Genomic DNA, 14,685 nt, shown 5'->3' with positions numbered 1-14,685 from the left:
CAATCTTATCTCTGCGTCAAATAAAAACGGATATGGAAAAAACTATTCATCGCAAATTACAAATTAACCACACCCGCAACAAACAGCAAGACCATACTGCTTTAATGGATGAAGCAGTTAGCAATTTTCGCTATGAAGATTGTCAAAGCGAGTATTGGAACCCAGAGGAATTTTCCCTACTATATGGTACACCTTTATGGGAACAGTCCAGCCAACATCAGCGTATAATTTTGAACCAACTTTACTGGGTAGCTTACTACTCACAAATTGTTTCTGCTGAAATTGCCACTATCTTTTTCAATCAAACCAGTGCAACCGGACTTTACGCTCAAGAAGATTTTCGCTTAATCTGCGATACATTAGATTTGGAATCCTCCCAAGAGCGATCGCACATTAACGCCTTCCGCACAATTGCCAAACAGGTTGAACAAGCGTTATTTGGGGAACTTATCTTTACCTACCCCATGCGCGGCCCCTTTACAGAAACGATGGTATATGCTGACACCAATGCCCTAAAAACTTGGTGGAAAAAAATTCAACTTCAATACTTTGGGCTGATTTCTGCAAATAATACTTTTTTAGCTTGTCAGTATTTCACAGTCCGAGGAGTGCGGACACTAAATGGTAAGTTAGTACAGCACAAACTTAGCAATTATTATCAAAAACATCCTCATCCTGAAGCGGCTCCCATTCCTGCTAAAGTCTCATATTATCACTTTATGGATGAAAGCTTTCACTTTAATAGTTCAACTATTATATCTCACGATGTTGTCACTTGTCTTAAGCCACCAACTGCATTTGAGCGACTGGTTGCTAATTTAGGATTGCTGGGATGTCAGCGCGATCATTTTCATTTTTCGGCGGCGATAAACGGGATATTTTGGTACGATCCGGCGCTGTATAATAAGATTTATCGAGTGTTGCGATCGTCCATTTTTGAGATGAGTGATAGAGATGCTAAAGAAATGATGCGGCGTTGTTTTACGGAGGAGTCGGAAGGATTGCAGCGCAGTTTTTCAACTCATCAGGAGGCGATGAAATCTTATCAAGTGTATGTTGAGAAACTCGATTATCTTTGGCAACGTAATCGAGATATGTCGCTGATGGCTACTAATTCAATTACTCAATATTTGGGAACTCAAAAAAAGGCTTTTCAAGGTTTTGAATACCGAGAGGATTTATTTTTATCTCACCCAGAGACGCAGAGGCGCAGAGAGGAATGGAAGAGTGTTGTTTAGGTAAGATTGTTGCGTATTATGGCTGACTTCTGTAAGATATCGTTTCCGGGAAGTAATTTTGTTACTATCACTCTGGAATGTCATCAAAGTTTGTCTGAACATCTCACGATTCAGAATTCACCTGTTTTGTTTGGTTGTCGGACTGGTATTTGTGGCACTTGTTTGGTTGAGGTTATTGGTGATATTCCTCCTCCTCAACCTGATGAACAGGAAATGCTGGAGACATTAGCAGCTAATCATCCTCATGCGCGGTTAGCTTGTCAGGTTGATGTTACAGAGAATGTTAAAATTCGTAGGGTTTAGATGGTGATTTAAAAACAACTAAAAGAGCAAGTATGGATTGGTTAGAGCGCGTCGCAAAAATTCGCAAAACTTGTAATGTGCCAGCACCACCCCGAAATGTTGCTATTGCTAGAGTATGGGTGGAAATAGACCTTTATTTCAAGTCTTCAATGTCTCTAGCCAGTTAGATATTTACAGGATCAAATTAACAATCAGCTTTTCTCCTACCCAATATCGCACTTGTCAGTTTTATGAAATTTTGGCTTTAGTAGAATCAAACTAACCTAATTCCTACGATATGATTGTTATCAGACTTGCTCATCAGCTTGTGGCTCAATGTTTGTAATATGAATTCTACCTCTATCTTCTGAACAAATTTCAGGTTGTTGTTGACAAACTGTTTTCACTAAATCAAAAGAATCTTCAGAACCAAAGACAAATCGATTACTATTGTAAATTTGTAATCTATTGTAATGTTCAACATCTTCTAGAGTAAGTGGTAAAAGTTTGTTGTCTTGATTAGTGAATTTATGAAAGTGTTGTTTTTCCCGCATAATCAAAATAGCTTTATTATTGATAGGAAAAGCAATTTCAATCCCCTCAGAAGCAATACCACTAAAAGATAGATAAGGATGTCGAACAACTGGATGATCCGAGGTAAATAAAAATTGTCCTGTGTCATTTACTCCGATTATCCAAATGTGGCTGTTGAAGATTTGTGCAGCTTGTTCATAGTAATCAAGGAGAAACTTGGCATGTATGACAGCCAAGCCGTAATCGTACATTGAAGATACAATAGATGTATATTCATCAAAAATAAGAGATTTTATTCCAGAAACTAATTCTTTATCAAGATCAACGGAAGTTAATTCCTCAAACTGTTTAATTTGCTCAATAATTGTGTCTTCTAAAATATGGTTTATCAGAGGCTCTGTTACTTGACGCATCTCGACTATAAACTTGCGAAACTCTTTTGTTCTGAGAAATTGAATAGCAACTACGCAAGCTAAGTCTTGCCTTTGATCTTCCGTTAAAACGTTTATGGAGTAAATTCTTGTTGACTGATTAGGAGTGAGTCTTAAGCGATAAATTCCATCTATCTTTTTTTGAAGATGTTGGAATAATCTACTTTGTTTCGTTTCCAAGCCTGAAAATATTTCCTCAATAATCTGTATATTTTTTGGTTGCGTTGCACTTTGAGGAAAATCGTAGAAGGCTCGTTCACTTGCAATGTTTTTTACATGGGTTGGAAAACTGCGTTGATTAGGCTTGTCGAAAACAAAAATTTGATATCTATCAGGGCTAAAGTTTTTCAGATATGACTGAGGGACGTAGTGCTGATTGATAACTTTCGGCATTTTATTCATAAAAAATAGATTTGAGTACAATTGCAGCTACATCACTATAATTAATGAAAACTTTCTCCGCTATATGTTTCCCTCGAAATTCCCCACCATGCAATTTGCAGATTTCTGGTATATTGTCGCCCTCAGCGAACAGCTACAACCTAAAAAGGTATTACCACGTACCGTTTTAGGAGAATGGTTAGCGATATTTCGCGGTGAAGATGGACAACCCGTAGCTTTACGCGATCGCTTCATTTACTCACTAGCAATATTTTTTAACTCTCCTGGTGCAATTACTAAAATTCCCGCGCTGACAAATCCAGACGCATCACGAGTTACGATCGCATCAACCCCATGTCTTATTCCACAAGCACACTGCACCGCATCCTCAAAATCTTGAAAATTAAATGCGATCGCTTGTTCCAAAATTTCTCTATCGACTGCACAAATATGTAAATCTGTCAGAATTTGTGCAATTGCATGTTGAGCAGCAATCGCACCTGCTGCTTTGCGGACGATGTAATAGATGTTAGTAATTGTTGTTGCTGCAATAAACCCCTCGATTTCACCAGCATCAATTTTTGCAAACAGTTTTGCCGCATCCTTTACAAAAGGTTCTCGCTCTTGTAAAAAATCAAGCACAACATTTGTATCTATTAAGATTCGCATTATTTATATTTTTCAGTGAGATAGTTAATATAATCTACTTCAACATCTTCACTTGATATTTCTGTACCTTTTGCAATTCCTCGCAGTCGGGACAAGTTACCCTTTTTCAATTCAGAACTAGTTTCTCGCTGTAACGACTCCAAAAGGGTCTGCACTAATATCCAGCGATCGCTAATTGGTAACTCTAATACCTGCTTTTGTAATTGTTGTAATGTCATGATCATTTTCCCATCTCAGGCTATATCACCTTTAATTGTAAATTAGCTCTTTTGGAATTCGATAGATACAGCAATGCGGTTCTACTCAAGACATTGCCATAATTTAAATACGATCGCTCCCACCCACCATGCAAATTGCAGATTTCTGGTATATTGTCGCACTCAGCGAACAGCTACAACCTAACAAGGTATTACCACGCACCGTTTTAGGAGAATGGTTAGCGATATTTCGCGGTGAAGATGGACAACCCGTAGCTTTGCGCGATCGCTGTTTACACCGCAATAGCCGTCTGTCCACAGGTAAAGTTTGTGACGGTGCTTTACAATGTCCCTATCATGGTTGGGTATACGACGGGGTTGGGAATGTTATTGCTGTTCCAGCCGAAGGAAATGACTTCAAACCTTCGCCACAGCGTCGAGTCAAGTGTTACGCTACCAAAGAACAGGATGGCTATGTTTATGTGCGGTTAGCCGATACCCCAAGCGTTGATTTTGAACCCTTTTCTATGCCTCACTACGGACAAACTGGATGGGAGACGGTGCGGGTAATTAACCGTTTTGCTAACAATGTTACTAATTGTGCGGAAAACTTTATCGATATTCCCCATACGGCTTTTGTTCATCCTGGTGTTTTCCGTACTTCCCGCCAACAAAAGCTAGAAATGACTGTTGAACGCTGGAATGGTTCGGTTTTGGTGGAATATCGCAACGAAAACAGTAATTTGGGATGGTACAGCCGTTTTCTGAATTTGCAGGGTGCAGAGATTAAACATAGCGATCGCTTTTATATGCCAAATATTACCTCTGTGGAATATAAAATGGCAGATAATCGCCATTTGTTCATTACCAGTCAATCTATTCCAGAAACCGATAATTCAACTCTGGTTTACACCGATGTCACCTACAACTATGGTATTTGGAATAAGTTAGCACGTCCCTTTGTGCGGTGGACTGCTCAACACATTATCCGCCAAGACGTGGAAATTTTGGGGATTCAGGGGGAAGCGATCGCTAAATACGGTACACAATTTTATAATACGCCTGCGGACACAATTCATATATTTGTAGAGTCAATTATAGCAGCTATATCTCGTGGAGAAGATCCGCGTTTATTGCCAAATCAATCGGTAAAAGTTACATTTTGGGTTTAAGTATAATTCGTAATTAATCAATATCAGTGTGAGCAATCAAAAGTGGAAATACAAAACTTTTCACAACTGCTAATTTTTGGCTCTTTTATCGGATTACTTGGTTGGACTATTACCAATCAGGTTGGACGAACTCAACTTCAAGTTAAAAGTCGTGAAGATTGGTTGCTAGATGGTACAGGATTAACGATTCAAGGAATTTTCATTCCCTTACTACAAGCTACTTTAGTTTATTGGCTTTATCAACATTTATTACCCACTCAACAAGGATGTTTAAAAATCTCATTAGTTCCGGCTTTTATTATCAGTTTTGTTATAGTTGATTATTTATATTATTGGAATCATCGTTTATTACATACTAAATTGTTCTGGAAGGTTCATCAAGTCCATCATACTGTTAGTCAGATGGATGTATTAGGAACTTCTCGTAACACACTTTGGACAAGTTTGTTAATTATTTATTTATGGATACACACTTTGTTTTTATATTTGTTAGCTGATCCAACAGGTTATTTACTTGGAGTAAGTCTAACTTCTGCCTTAGATTTATGGCGACATAGCTACTTGATAATTCCTGAAAGTAGCTGGCTTTATCAATTTTTATCTCCTTGGTTAATCTTACCACAGGATCATGCTTGGCATCATTGCCGTGAAGTCCACAATTATAACTATGGGGCTAATCTGAAAATTTGGGATAAGTTACATGGAACATATTATGAAAGTAAAAAATTGCCATTTATAATCGGAATTCCTAGCTCATTAAACTTGTTCCAAAAACTTTTCTTCCCATTTCCATGACAGTTATAAGTAAAATTCTTTTATTTTTTCCCACCATTGTATTAATGATAGCTGGAGCAGCAATAGTCTACCTCGCCTATTCACCCAACATCTTCAGCATTCTGGCAGTGTTCCTTTCTATTTATGGGCTACCAGTGCTAGTTTACCGCTTGCATGAATGGGTTTATCCTGTGCGGGAGGGTATTAGTTATCTACAAGGTAAAGAATATAGTCCGTGGTGGGGTAGTCATCAAATCCAAGTAATTTTTATTGCAATTCCCGGGTTGGAGGCAGTACTGCGGTTGATTCCGGGGGTGTTTTCCTGTTGGTTGCGATTGTGGGGTGCTAAAGTGGGGCGAGATGTTTACTGGACACCAGGTTTGGAAATTGCTGATCGCAGTTTATTAGAAATTGGCGATCGCGTCGTTATCGGGCATCGTGTCGGTATCTATTCTCACATCATTAAACCCCGCAAACAAAATTTAATGTTGTATGTCAAAAAAGTCAAGATTGGCAGCAATGTTTTTGTTGGTGCTGGAACTCATTTTGCGCCTGGAGTAGTCATTGCTGATAATACCTTTATTCCAGCTCTCACAGACCTTTACCCTAACCAGCATATTTGAGGACTGTCTCAATCGCATCCAGAGGCTTGACGCAACCGCTAGTTTTGAGGGCAGTGATATCTGCTTCAGTCAGCTTCAGGCGAAAAAATAATTTTGTATCTCATAGTGGCTCATAATTAAATGCAATATTGGCTCAGGCATTGCGAAAATTCAATCTGAATGGGAGACTGCCGTCACCGAGATCCCTAAGCTGTTCCACTAGCAACGCCTTCAATTCTGGACTCAAGCCAAAGGAGAAATTTCCATCGCCAGAGTACTGTAGACTAAAGTACTTATTCTCACTATCGAACCTATCCCGACGGAGGACTGTAATCACTCTTGCCCCAGTGCACAAGAATACCCAATACCGATACTTGTCTGAGTTGATATGACTAACAACGAAAGGATTCCAAGACTTTTGCCACGCTTGAATCGATGGTGTTGAAACGGAATGTGCGAAAGCACGAATATCATTGGTGAGCGACGAGTTCACAACGAGTACATCATTGCGAACAAAGGCTGATATATAGGCCAGGCTTGCGAAAGTGGGATCGTATAGAACAAAGTTTGTATCCTCTTGCCAAGTTATTTCCCCCTTATAAACACGAAGTCCAAAAATGATCCCCCCAACATTCTGTTCAATGAGATTATTGTGGATGCCGTATGACTGTACGACAGCAATGAGCATTGGCAGAATCCGGTCTGGTGCCAGCTGACCATTAGCTAAGATCGATAGTACTTGTGGTGTCAAAGCGGCATGATATGAAGTGAGGCTTCCAATCTCATAGTAGTCAGACTGGCGACTGTCTAGCCCATGCGTTGAGTCCCAATGGATAAGTTGTGGCTCAACATTTGAGGGCGCATAGGCCAATAACAATGCAACAGGTCGCTTAGGATCAAACGGGCCCAGACTGGCATTTACCTTTTTGAATAGATGCGTAAATGTTTCTGTACTGCAAAAATTTTCTTTCAGAAACTCAATAATTGCTGTTGCCAATTGAACTTCGCCTGCAAAAGCTATGGCGGTGTCGGGTGCTATAGGCACAACCTTTAACAGAGATTCCTCGACGTACTCACCTCTAACTTTGTCGTGAAGTTGACCAAAGCTTGATTGATCAGTGCTTGATGGAAGCGGCTTAGTGGCTGCTGTATCGCCTAAGAGGTAAACAGCCCCCCCATATTTCCAACCAACACAGTACGTCATCACATCCACCTTTAAAACAACCTAACTATTCATTATATGGAAACTTTCCATATAATCTTTTTCTTGATAATGATGTATAAACATTACAGGCATACAAAAAAAGGTGAGCTAGTTTATTTTGGTATGATGCGTCCGATTATTCAGCTTTTTGGGCAAATTCTCGCACCAACTGCAAGGCGATTTTATCAAGCTTTGGATAACCCAGAGTTAATGCAGACATCTGTACAGAGGGAAATTTGCGATCGCTTAATCAAGAGTGAGTATGGTAAAACTTTGGGGATTCATTCTCTAGATGATTGGCAGCGTGTGCCAATTGTAGATTATGATGCACTCGAACCCTACTTAAATCACAAACATCAACAAATTTATCTCACTCTCGAACCCATTTTGTTCTATGAAAAAACCTCTGGTAGTAGTGGAGCAGTAAAATGGATTCCTTATACTCAATCTTTGCAGCGATCGTTTAATCAAATGTTCTGTGTATGGGCGCATGATTTGATTGTACACGGGCCGAAATTTTCCACAGGCAAGCTTTACGCTTGTATCTCGCCGCAATTAAATGTAGCTGATAGCAAAACTTTACAAGATGATTTAGATTATTTAGATGGCTGGTTGCGTTGGTTTTTGCGTCCTTGGTTGGTGATGCCAAATAAACTTAATCGGCTCCATGACTCGAAGTTGTTTAAACATCAACTAGCTTTGGCATTATTAGAGGCGGAAAAACTAGAAATTATTTCTATTTGGAGTCCTAGTTTTTTGCAAGTACATTTAAAATATATTCAAGAAAATCAGGATTTATTGCGAGGAGAATTACAGAATCGGATTTCAGATCATCGCCTGCAACTCCTCAGTGAAAGTAATATTCCCTGGATGCAACTCTGGCCAAATTTGAAACTGATTTCTTGCTGGGATAGCGCCAATGCAGCAGATCAAGCTCAGGGATTAAGATCGCAATTTCCAGGTGTATTAGTTCAAGGTAAAGGACTATTAGCAACCGAAGCACCAATAACGATTCCGTTGATTGTAGCTGGGGGATATGTGCCAGTTCTTGATGAAGTGTTTTTCGAGTTCGAGGACGATACTGGTTCGCTATATGGTTTACATGAACTCAGCATTGGCAAGGAATACACGATAATTTTATCGCAGAAAGGAGGTTTGTATCGTTATCGGATTGGCGATCGCATCCGGGTAACTCATTACTATCGCCACACTCCTTGTTTAGAGTTTCTCGGACGACATCAAGCTATTAGCGATTTGGTGGGCGAAAAGTTGCAAGAAACCTTTGTCCATAATGCTCTTACTCTCTTGAACTTGCAAGAAACTAATTTTAAAAGCTTGATACCGATTGCCGATCCTCCACACTATATTCTATTATTAGATTCGGCAAAAGAAACCTCAGAAATTATCGCTCAACAGCTGGATCTGGCTTTATTAGAATCATATCATTACAAGAGAGCGCGAACCATCGGTCAACTCGCACCACCACAGGTTTTAATCTCTAGTCAAATTCCTGAAATATTGGTTTTCCATCGTATCCGCACTGGAAGTATTTGGGGCGGTATTAAACATCCAATTCTGGCAAAATCACCCATTAGTACTGAACTTTTACAAGAATTGAAGTTGAAAATTGCCCAGAAATAGCTTACTAAGTACTAGCTTTTTTAAATTTGATTAAATATTTAGCGTGATTCTAATTTAGCAACTCGCTCCTCTAATTTATTAACTTGTTGCTTCAATTCAATCACCAAAGTTGCAAGCCGATCAAACATCGGATCTTGCTGTGATAAGTTCCCTCTGGAACCAGTTGACTGTCGTGGGGTAAGTCTTGTTCTTGAGGATGGAGACTGACGGGTTCTACCTAGCTGAGACTCTAGCTGATTTAACCGCGACTCAACACGATTCAAGTCCGCTTCTAAGTTATTGATGCGGGACTCTACTTGCTGGGATGAGGCAGTTTTGGAAAAAAAACTGCCCCAGATAATTGTTACTAAAATCCCGGCGATTACTAACACCTTGATTTTTTTCATATCAAATAGCTGACTTGTTATAACAGCCTATGTAACCAGACTTTGTTGGGATAATTACAGACTAAAAATCTGGAGATATTTCATCTCTTATCCGGTTGTAAGTTAGAAAATAAACTCTGCCAATCGATAGAGTTGACAGTATTTTCTTCCTGTTTCACCTCAAAAGTGACGTTAGATGCTTTTCCTAGTTTTAACGCTTGCACGCAAAGTTCTGCCACATCCTCACGGCTGATTTTGCCTCTAATATTGTCACCTTGCTCAAATATTAATTCCTTACCCCCTGCGTCTTCAGTTAAAGCACAAGGTCTAATAATCGTATAAGGAATTCCGCTTTCTCTTAAACTATCTTCTCCCTTCAACTTCCAAGTTAAAATTCCTCCCAATTGGTCATTTAATTTCACTGCTGGGGGTTCTTCATCTAAATTAATGCCAGGGCGACCGGGACGAGTGACACCTGCTGAACTGACAAGGATAAATTGTGGTAAAGTTGTCCCCCCATAAGCTTTAATTGATTCCAACTGGAAAGCAAAACCACCTGGGGAAAACTTGGGATTTAAAGCGCCATCATGTTCAAATTTGCTCAACATCAGTTGGAATGAACAAATTCTACTTTGCTCAACTGGCGGCGCATCTTTGACAACTTTTGCCCGAAATACGGGAATCAAATCGGCAAAGGGAATGTGAATATCTATCCAGGTATTAGCTACGGTATCGAAAGAATAGCTGTAGCCAACACCATCCCATGTTGTATCTGTTCGCAAAAATATTTTATAACGCTGACCATCACCTTTGACGCGCAATTTCACTCCTTCATAACCAGATAAGTTGAAGGGTGGATCAAAATTCTTCGTTCTGACAGAAGCAAATCCGCCAGAGTTAGCGGTGGAGACATTACCAGCAAATAAAGCTGTATTTTCTACTAATTGGATATTACTCGCACTCACGCCACCCATGACGACATCATCCAACGCTCCCCAGTTATCCTTTAATTCTGCTGATGGCTTGGTGAAATCAAATATTAGTTTTTCCTTTGCTTGGGGCAAATATTTTGCTGCCGCTTGGACTAAGTTTTTGACTCCTTGATATTCTACATTTTCAGGAGTGTCACCAACAATTTCTGGCTGGTAAAATTTAACACCTTGATAATATTTGGCTCTATCTGCTGTATCTCCCTCAACTGGTTGTACACGCACTGCTGTGCAACAAATTACAGCTTGGATATCAGCCATAACTAAAGGAGTTAAAGTTTCTGGCTGTGTGATATCCGCAACTACTAAATCGATATCATTACCAAGACTTGACCGCGCTTTGTCAATATCTCGAACTAGGGCGCGAACTTTATAACCTCGTTGGAGCGATCGCTGCACGACTCGTTTACCGACACCACCTGTTGCACCTGCTACTAATATTACACCCACATTTCTTCCTCCATTGGGTCTATATTGATTATCCTTAGGACGACCTTGGATTAACTGCTGTACCCAGTTAAGGAAAGGAATCACCTCAAAGTAAGTCAGGGTTTCGATAAACCTGCCTAAGTCCCATTGAGAACGATTTTTGTCAGTCATATTTGCGTCCTCATAACTCTCTTCACTCTAACAATTTTAGGGGAGTGGCGAGTAGTGTAGTTCAATTACTTGAAAAGCGCTGTCATTTTTTTAGAGCGCAAGAGTATCATCAGCAATATCTAAAGAAGCATGGACGCGCCTCTTACAGGATAGGCTAATCTTTCACTGGATTGAGGGAATATATAAGCGCTCACTTGTAATATTCATACTTCGTAAATATTACAAGAGCTTTTGTTAACCTCTTTCGTAATTGAGATAGTCCAAACTTGGGCTTGAGGGATGGTGGTAAGTCTTTAAAATTAACGGATACAAAACCTCTTTTAATATAGAAATTCACCAATTGATGTTTTAAGCATTTTAAATAAAGCGGTTGACTAGCTTGAGTAATTAAATGCTGCACTAGAACAGTCCCTAAACCACGGTTTCGCCAAGCTGGTGCAACAAATAAACTACCTAGCTCTTGTGCTAAGTGAAAGTTTCGGATCTGCCCGAAGGCCACTAAATGCCCATCAGATTCAATCACCCAAAATTGCTGCCATCTTAGTTGACTGGGGTCTAGCTTTGCTCTAAACACAAAAAATACTATTAACCACATATCAAAAGGCTTGGCTTTACGAAGAATATATTCAGGTGGCAACGAGACATTAGACTGTATCATCTATCCAGCCAGAATTAGACAATCCCAATTTACCTTGACTGGTTGAATTTTTTTGACCAAAACAGGGTATGGGCTGTAGGGTAAAGAGGAAATGGTAAGCTGAAATTGTAGTTATCTCCAACAACAGGCATCAATTACTATCGTTACCAGAGCAGTAAAGCAGGCAGAATATAGCTTCCGGGCAATAATGCAAAAACTCCTTTTTAATGACAAAGATAGATTTAGAGCGCAGGCCCTATTCCTTGGTAAAGATATTAACTTACAGACACTGGATAATTACGTTTCCTTGGCGAGTATGCCACTAATGATTAGAGTTGGTGAAGAAGGCTACGCAGTATTGCTGGCCTATGGTGCAGTTGTCCTGTTTAACCTTGAGCCTGTAGAAAAGGTAGCCTTTTTGACCAAACTATCCTCTCAAATTAGCGGCCCTTTTGCCGACCCGGAAACAGAAGAGGTAGAAGTTCATCTCACTATTAGTGAGAGTGAACGAGCTAAGGAAGGAAAAATTTTACTGCATGAATTGAGTATAGAACGCTTGCAGATAGTGGCTGATATTCTTGCCAAGAGTGTTGTGCTGTCTCACTATGAAACTAGCCTAGCGACTGTATTCGATCAAATTGAACCGTTTGCAGCTAGTCTCCAGCGTGAAAACAGGAGTAGACAACAAAGCCGGGAATTACTGCGTCAACTTGGGACTACCCTATTAGTTCAACATAAGATTGTGGGTCAAGTAGAGATTATCGATAAGCCGGAGTTGCTTTGGGAATCTCCACAGCTAGAAAACTTATATCTGCGCTTGGAGGATGAATACGAAATTCGTGAGCGTCACCATGCTCTGGAACGTAAACTAGAGCTAATTTCCCAAACCGCCCAAACGGTGCTGGAGTTCATGCAGCATAGCAGTAGTCAGCGAGTAGAGTGGTATGTGGTGATTCTGATTGTGGTAGAGATTCTGCTGTCACTTTATGACATCCTTTTCAAAAGCTAATGCTAAATTTGGGGTTGTGATATTATGTCCGGTTAAAGACTTATCATTAAGACCCCAGAGGGGAGGGGTTTTTGGGCTTTCTGGGCTTTCTGCATAGAGAAAGGGAATTATAACTAATTAGCCGGACATGATATGAGATGGCGAGGGAGCGATCGCAACTACTCAAAATTCAGTGGGAGAAATTGTTACTCAGAGTGACACTATTAATGAGTTGCAAGCTCGGCTACGAACTGAAACTAGGCAGAAAAAAGCTGCCTCTGTTGCTTCTGAGTGCAGTGCTAATGTCAGTTGTGTAAAAGAATGTGAAAAGCGCAGTAATTCATCCATTGAATAATCTGCTTGCTCAACTTCTTTTAGCTGGTTCAACTCTTCCGTCGCATTAGCGATCGCTACTTCTATATCTGGTTTGTCCTTGTCTCACCTCCTGCCAGAACTCTCGTTACAGTAATTCTCATTATGAGAATAATTATTCACCGCTTGCTCGCATACAGAAGTTAATCATGCAGTTTTCTGAAATGAGGCGATCGCATTCATGCATTCTCCAGGTATGAATACTGCACTCAAACAAGCAGAAAAGGTGGATGTGTGGCATGAATATGTCGGATATTGTGTAATTCATCGGCAACAGTAAAACTACTGACTGCTAATTAGTTCCTTGATTTTCAGCTAAGTAATTACACAACTTCAGCTTTTTACAAATTAATTGCATATTTTAGGAGGATGTGAAAACGATGATTATCGTCATGAAATCCGGTTGTCCTCGACAAGAAATTGAATTACTATTCACAGAACTTTCACGCTGGAAGATTGTCCCAGAAATCTCTGTAGGTAAACACAAAGTAGCAATTGGTTTGATTGGTGATACAACGGAAATCGACGTGCAGCAAGTGCAAAATCTAAACCCTTTTATTGAGCAAGTGCTGCGGGTAAAGAAGCCATTCAAACGAGCTAGTTTAGAGTTTCGTTATGGTGAACCCAGCGATGTAAAGGTGCCTACACCCTCTGAAACTATCACCTTTGGTCAAAACCATCCTGTAGTCGTAATTGCAGGCCCCTGTTCTGTCGAAAGCGAAGAGATGATTGTAGAAACTGCGCTGCGAGTCAAAGCCGCAGGTGCAAAGTTTCTCAGAGGAGGTGCTTACAAACCACGAACTTCACCCTATCCAGGGACATGGAGAAAGTGCTTTAGACTGGTTAGCAACAGCTAGATCGGTTTCTGGCTTGGGTATTATTACTGAGGTGATGGATGGGGCTGAATTAGAAATGGTGGCATCAATCGCAGACATCCTGCTAGTTGGTGCCCGCAATATGCAAAATTTTTCCCTTTTGAAAAAAGTCGGTGCAACAGGTAAACCTGTGTTACTCAAACGTGGTTTGTCAGCCACTATTGAAGATTGGCTGATGTCTGCTGAGTATATTTTGGCAGCAGGAAATCCCAATGTGATTTTATGCGAACGGGGCATTAGGACTTTTGACAGAGAGTATACACGCAATACTTTAGATATATCTGCAATACCTGTTTTGCGTAGTTTAACTCACCTGCCAATTGCTGTTGATCCCAGTCACGGTACTGGGAAATCAGAATTGGTGACACCAATGGCAATGGCTGCTAAAGCAGCTGGTTGTGATTCGCTAATGGTCGAGGTTCACCCTAATCCTCAAAAAGCCCTTTCAGATGGGCCTCAGTCGCTTAATTTTGCCAGCTTTGAAGAATTTATGAGAGAAATGGCTCCCTTGGGCAAATTCTTTGGTCGCTGGCAAGAACAGAAATACACAAAAAGTGTTGAAACTAATTCTCTACTCCCCTTAACAAATTGGAAGATTGGGGTTCTTTAACAAGAGAGGCAGAGGGTAGGAGGCAGGAGGAATAGTGCGAATCGTTGGGTAGAAACTAGCCCTGAAATGGGCAGAAGATTACCCGCAAAGGTCTGAACCTTGACAACTTGATAGCCATGCAGGT

15 protein-coding genes and 2 pseudogenes are annotated in these 14,685 nt (G+C 40.3%); 10 read left to right on the top strand and 7 right to left on the bottom strand.

The annotated features are described in order from the left end of the window. The first annotated feature begins 32 nt into the window (after window positions 1-32). The 3 genes from V7L12_RS18035 to V7L12_RS18025 are packed head-to-tail and all read left to right on the top strand — an operon-like array spanning window position 33 to window position 1,708. Window positions 33-1,238, top strand: a complete 1,206-nt coding sequence (locus V7L12_RS18035; RefSeq protein WP_335086230.1) for a P-aminobenzoate N-oxygenase AurF — start codon at window positions 33-35, stop codon at window positions 1,236-1,238. Between the two features lie 18 nt (window positions 1,239-1,256). Continuing rightward, the gene (locus V7L12_RS18030; RefSeq protein ID WP_335086228.1) at window positions 1,257-1,541 is read left to right on the top strand and encodes a 2Fe-2S iron-sulfur cluster binding domain-containing protein; all 285 of its coding nucleotides are present in this window, start codon (window positions 1,257-1,259) and stop codon (window positions 1,539-1,541) included. A 32-nt stretch (window positions 1,542-1,573) separates the two neighbouring features. Next, window positions 1,574-1,708, top strand: a complete 135-nt coding sequence (locus V7L12_RS18025) for a hypothetical protein (protein WP_335086226.1) — start codon at window positions 1,574-1,576, stop codon at window positions 1,706-1,708. 120 nt (window positions 1,709-1,828) lie between these two features. Here V7L12_RS18025 and V7L12_RS18020 read toward each other — a convergent pair whose 3' ends face one another. Then, on the bottom strand, window positions 1,829-2,887 hold the full coding sequence (locus V7L12_RS18020) for a DUF4238 domain-containing protein (RefSeq protein ID WP_335086224.1): 1,059 nt from the start codon (window positions 2,885-2,887) through the stop codon (window positions 1,829-1,831). Between the two features lie 64 nt (window positions 2,888-2,951). Between V7L12_RS18020 and V7L12_RS18015 the strand changes: the two are divergent. Then, a pseudogene (locus V7L12_RS18015) lies at window positions 2,952-3,104 on the top strand (Rieske 2Fe-2S domain-containing protein); the annotation flags it as partial. Window positions 3,105-3,121: 17 nt separating this feature from the next. On the opposite strand, the gene V7L12_RS18010 reads toward V7L12_RS18015, so the two are convergent. Together V7L12_RS18010 and V7L12_RS18005 are read right to left on the bottom strand one after the other, a co-directional pair. Then, complete coding sequence (locus tag V7L12_RS18010) at window positions 3,122-3,535, bottom strand: type II toxin-antitoxin system VapC family toxin (protein WP_335086221.1); 414 nt, start codon at window positions 3,533-3,535, stop codon at window positions 3,122-3,124. Continuing rightward, window positions 3,535-3,753 (bottom strand): hypothetical protein, encoded by a 219-nt coding sequence (locus V7L12_RS18005; RefSeq protein WP_335086219.1) that lies wholly within the window; start codon window positions 3,751-3,753, stop codon window positions 3,535-3,537. Before V7L12_RS18005 ends, V7L12_RS18010 begins: the two co-directional genes overlap by 1 nt. A gap of 128 nt (window positions 3,754-3,881) precedes the next feature. Here V7L12_RS18005 and V7L12_RS18000 point away from each other — a divergent pair, with 128 nt between their 5' ends. The 3 genes from V7L12_RS18000 to V7L12_RS17990 are packed head-to-tail and all read left to right on the top strand — an operon-like array spanning window position 3,882 to window position 6,301. Continuing rightward, a complete protein-coding gene (locus V7L12_RS18000) occupies window positions 3,882-4,904 on the top strand; it encodes an aromatic ring-hydroxylating dioxygenase subunit alpha (protein ID WP_335086217.1) in 1,023 nt (340 codons plus the stop codon). 42 nt (window positions 4,905-4,946) lie between these two features. Next, window positions 4,947-5,699, top strand: coding sequence for a sterol desaturase family protein (locus V7L12_RS17995; RefSeq protein ID WP_335086215.1), 753 nt, complete (start codon window positions 4,947-4,949; stop codon window positions 5,697-5,699). Then, window positions 5,696-6,301: an acyl transferase gene (locus V7L12_RS17990; RefSeq protein WP_335086213.1), complete on the top strand. Its 606-nt coding sequence runs from the start codon at window positions 5,696-5,698 to the stop codon at window positions 6,299-6,301. Before V7L12_RS17995 ends, V7L12_RS17990 begins: the two co-directional genes overlap by 4 nt. Before the next feature lie 133 nt (window positions 6,302-6,434). Here the strand turns inward: V7L12_RS17990 and V7L12_RS17985 are convergent, their stop codons facing one another. Next, window positions 6,435-7,484: a hypothetical protein gene (locus V7L12_RS17985; protein WP_335086210.1), complete on the bottom strand. Its 1,050-nt coding sequence runs from the start codon at window positions 7,482-7,484 to the stop codon at window positions 6,435-6,437. Between the two features lie 126 nt (window positions 7,485-7,610). Between V7L12_RS17985 and V7L12_RS17980 the strand changes: the two genes are divergently transcribed. Beyond that, window positions 7,611-9,125: a GH3 family domain-containing protein gene (locus tag V7L12_RS17980; RefSeq protein ID WP_335086309.1), complete on the top strand. Its 1,515-nt coding sequence runs from the start codon at window positions 7,611-7,613 to the stop codon at window positions 9,123-9,125. A gap of 38 nt (window positions 9,126-9,163) precedes the next feature. Here the strand turns inward: V7L12_RS17980 and V7L12_RS17975 are convergent, their stop codons facing one another. The 3 genes from V7L12_RS17975 to V7L12_RS17965 all read right to left on the bottom strand — a co-directional run bounded on the left by V7L12_RS17975 (window position 9,164) and on the right by V7L12_RS17965 (window position 11,737). Beyond that, window positions 9,164-9,511: a hypothetical protein gene (locus V7L12_RS17975; RefSeq protein ID WP_335086208.1), complete on the bottom strand. Its 348-nt coding sequence runs from the start codon at window positions 9,509-9,511 to the stop codon at window positions 9,164-9,166. Between the two features lie 80 nt (window positions 9,512-9,591). Next, complete coding sequence (locus tag V7L12_RS17970; protein ID WP_335086206.1) at window positions 9,592-11,079, bottom strand: CIA30 family protein; 1,488 nt, start codon at window positions 11,077-11,079, stop codon at window positions 9,592-9,594. A 190-nt stretch (window positions 11,080-11,269) separates the two neighbouring features. Next, complete coding sequence (locus tag V7L12_RS17965) at window positions 11,270-11,737, bottom strand: GNAT family N-acetyltransferase (RefSeq protein WP_335086204.1); 468 nt, start codon at window positions 11,735-11,737, stop codon at window positions 11,270-11,272. A 187-nt stretch (window positions 11,738-11,924) separates the two neighbouring features. Here V7L12_RS17965 and V7L12_RS17960 point away from each other — a divergent pair, with 187 nt between their 5' ends. Then, window positions 11,925-12,725 (top strand): RMD1 family protein, encoded by an 801-nt coding sequence (locus tag V7L12_RS17960; protein WP_335086202.1) that lies wholly within the window; start codon window positions 11,925-11,927, stop codon window positions 12,723-12,725. 731 nt (window positions 12,726-13,456) lie between these two features. Continuing rightward, window positions 13,457-14,561, top strand: a pseudogene (gene aroF, locus V7L12_RS17955) (3-deoxy-7-phosphoheptulonate synthase). Window positions 14,562-14,685: the final 124 nt, after the last annotated feature.

Origin of the sequence: Nostoc sp. (assembly GCF_036918245.1) — a bacterium.
Classification (GTDB): Bacteria; Cyanobacteriota; Cyanobacteriia; order Cyanobacteriales; family Nostocaceae; genus Nostoc.
Note: the sequence above shows the minus strand (reverse complement) of the source record. Positions and strands in the feature narration are given on the sequence as shown.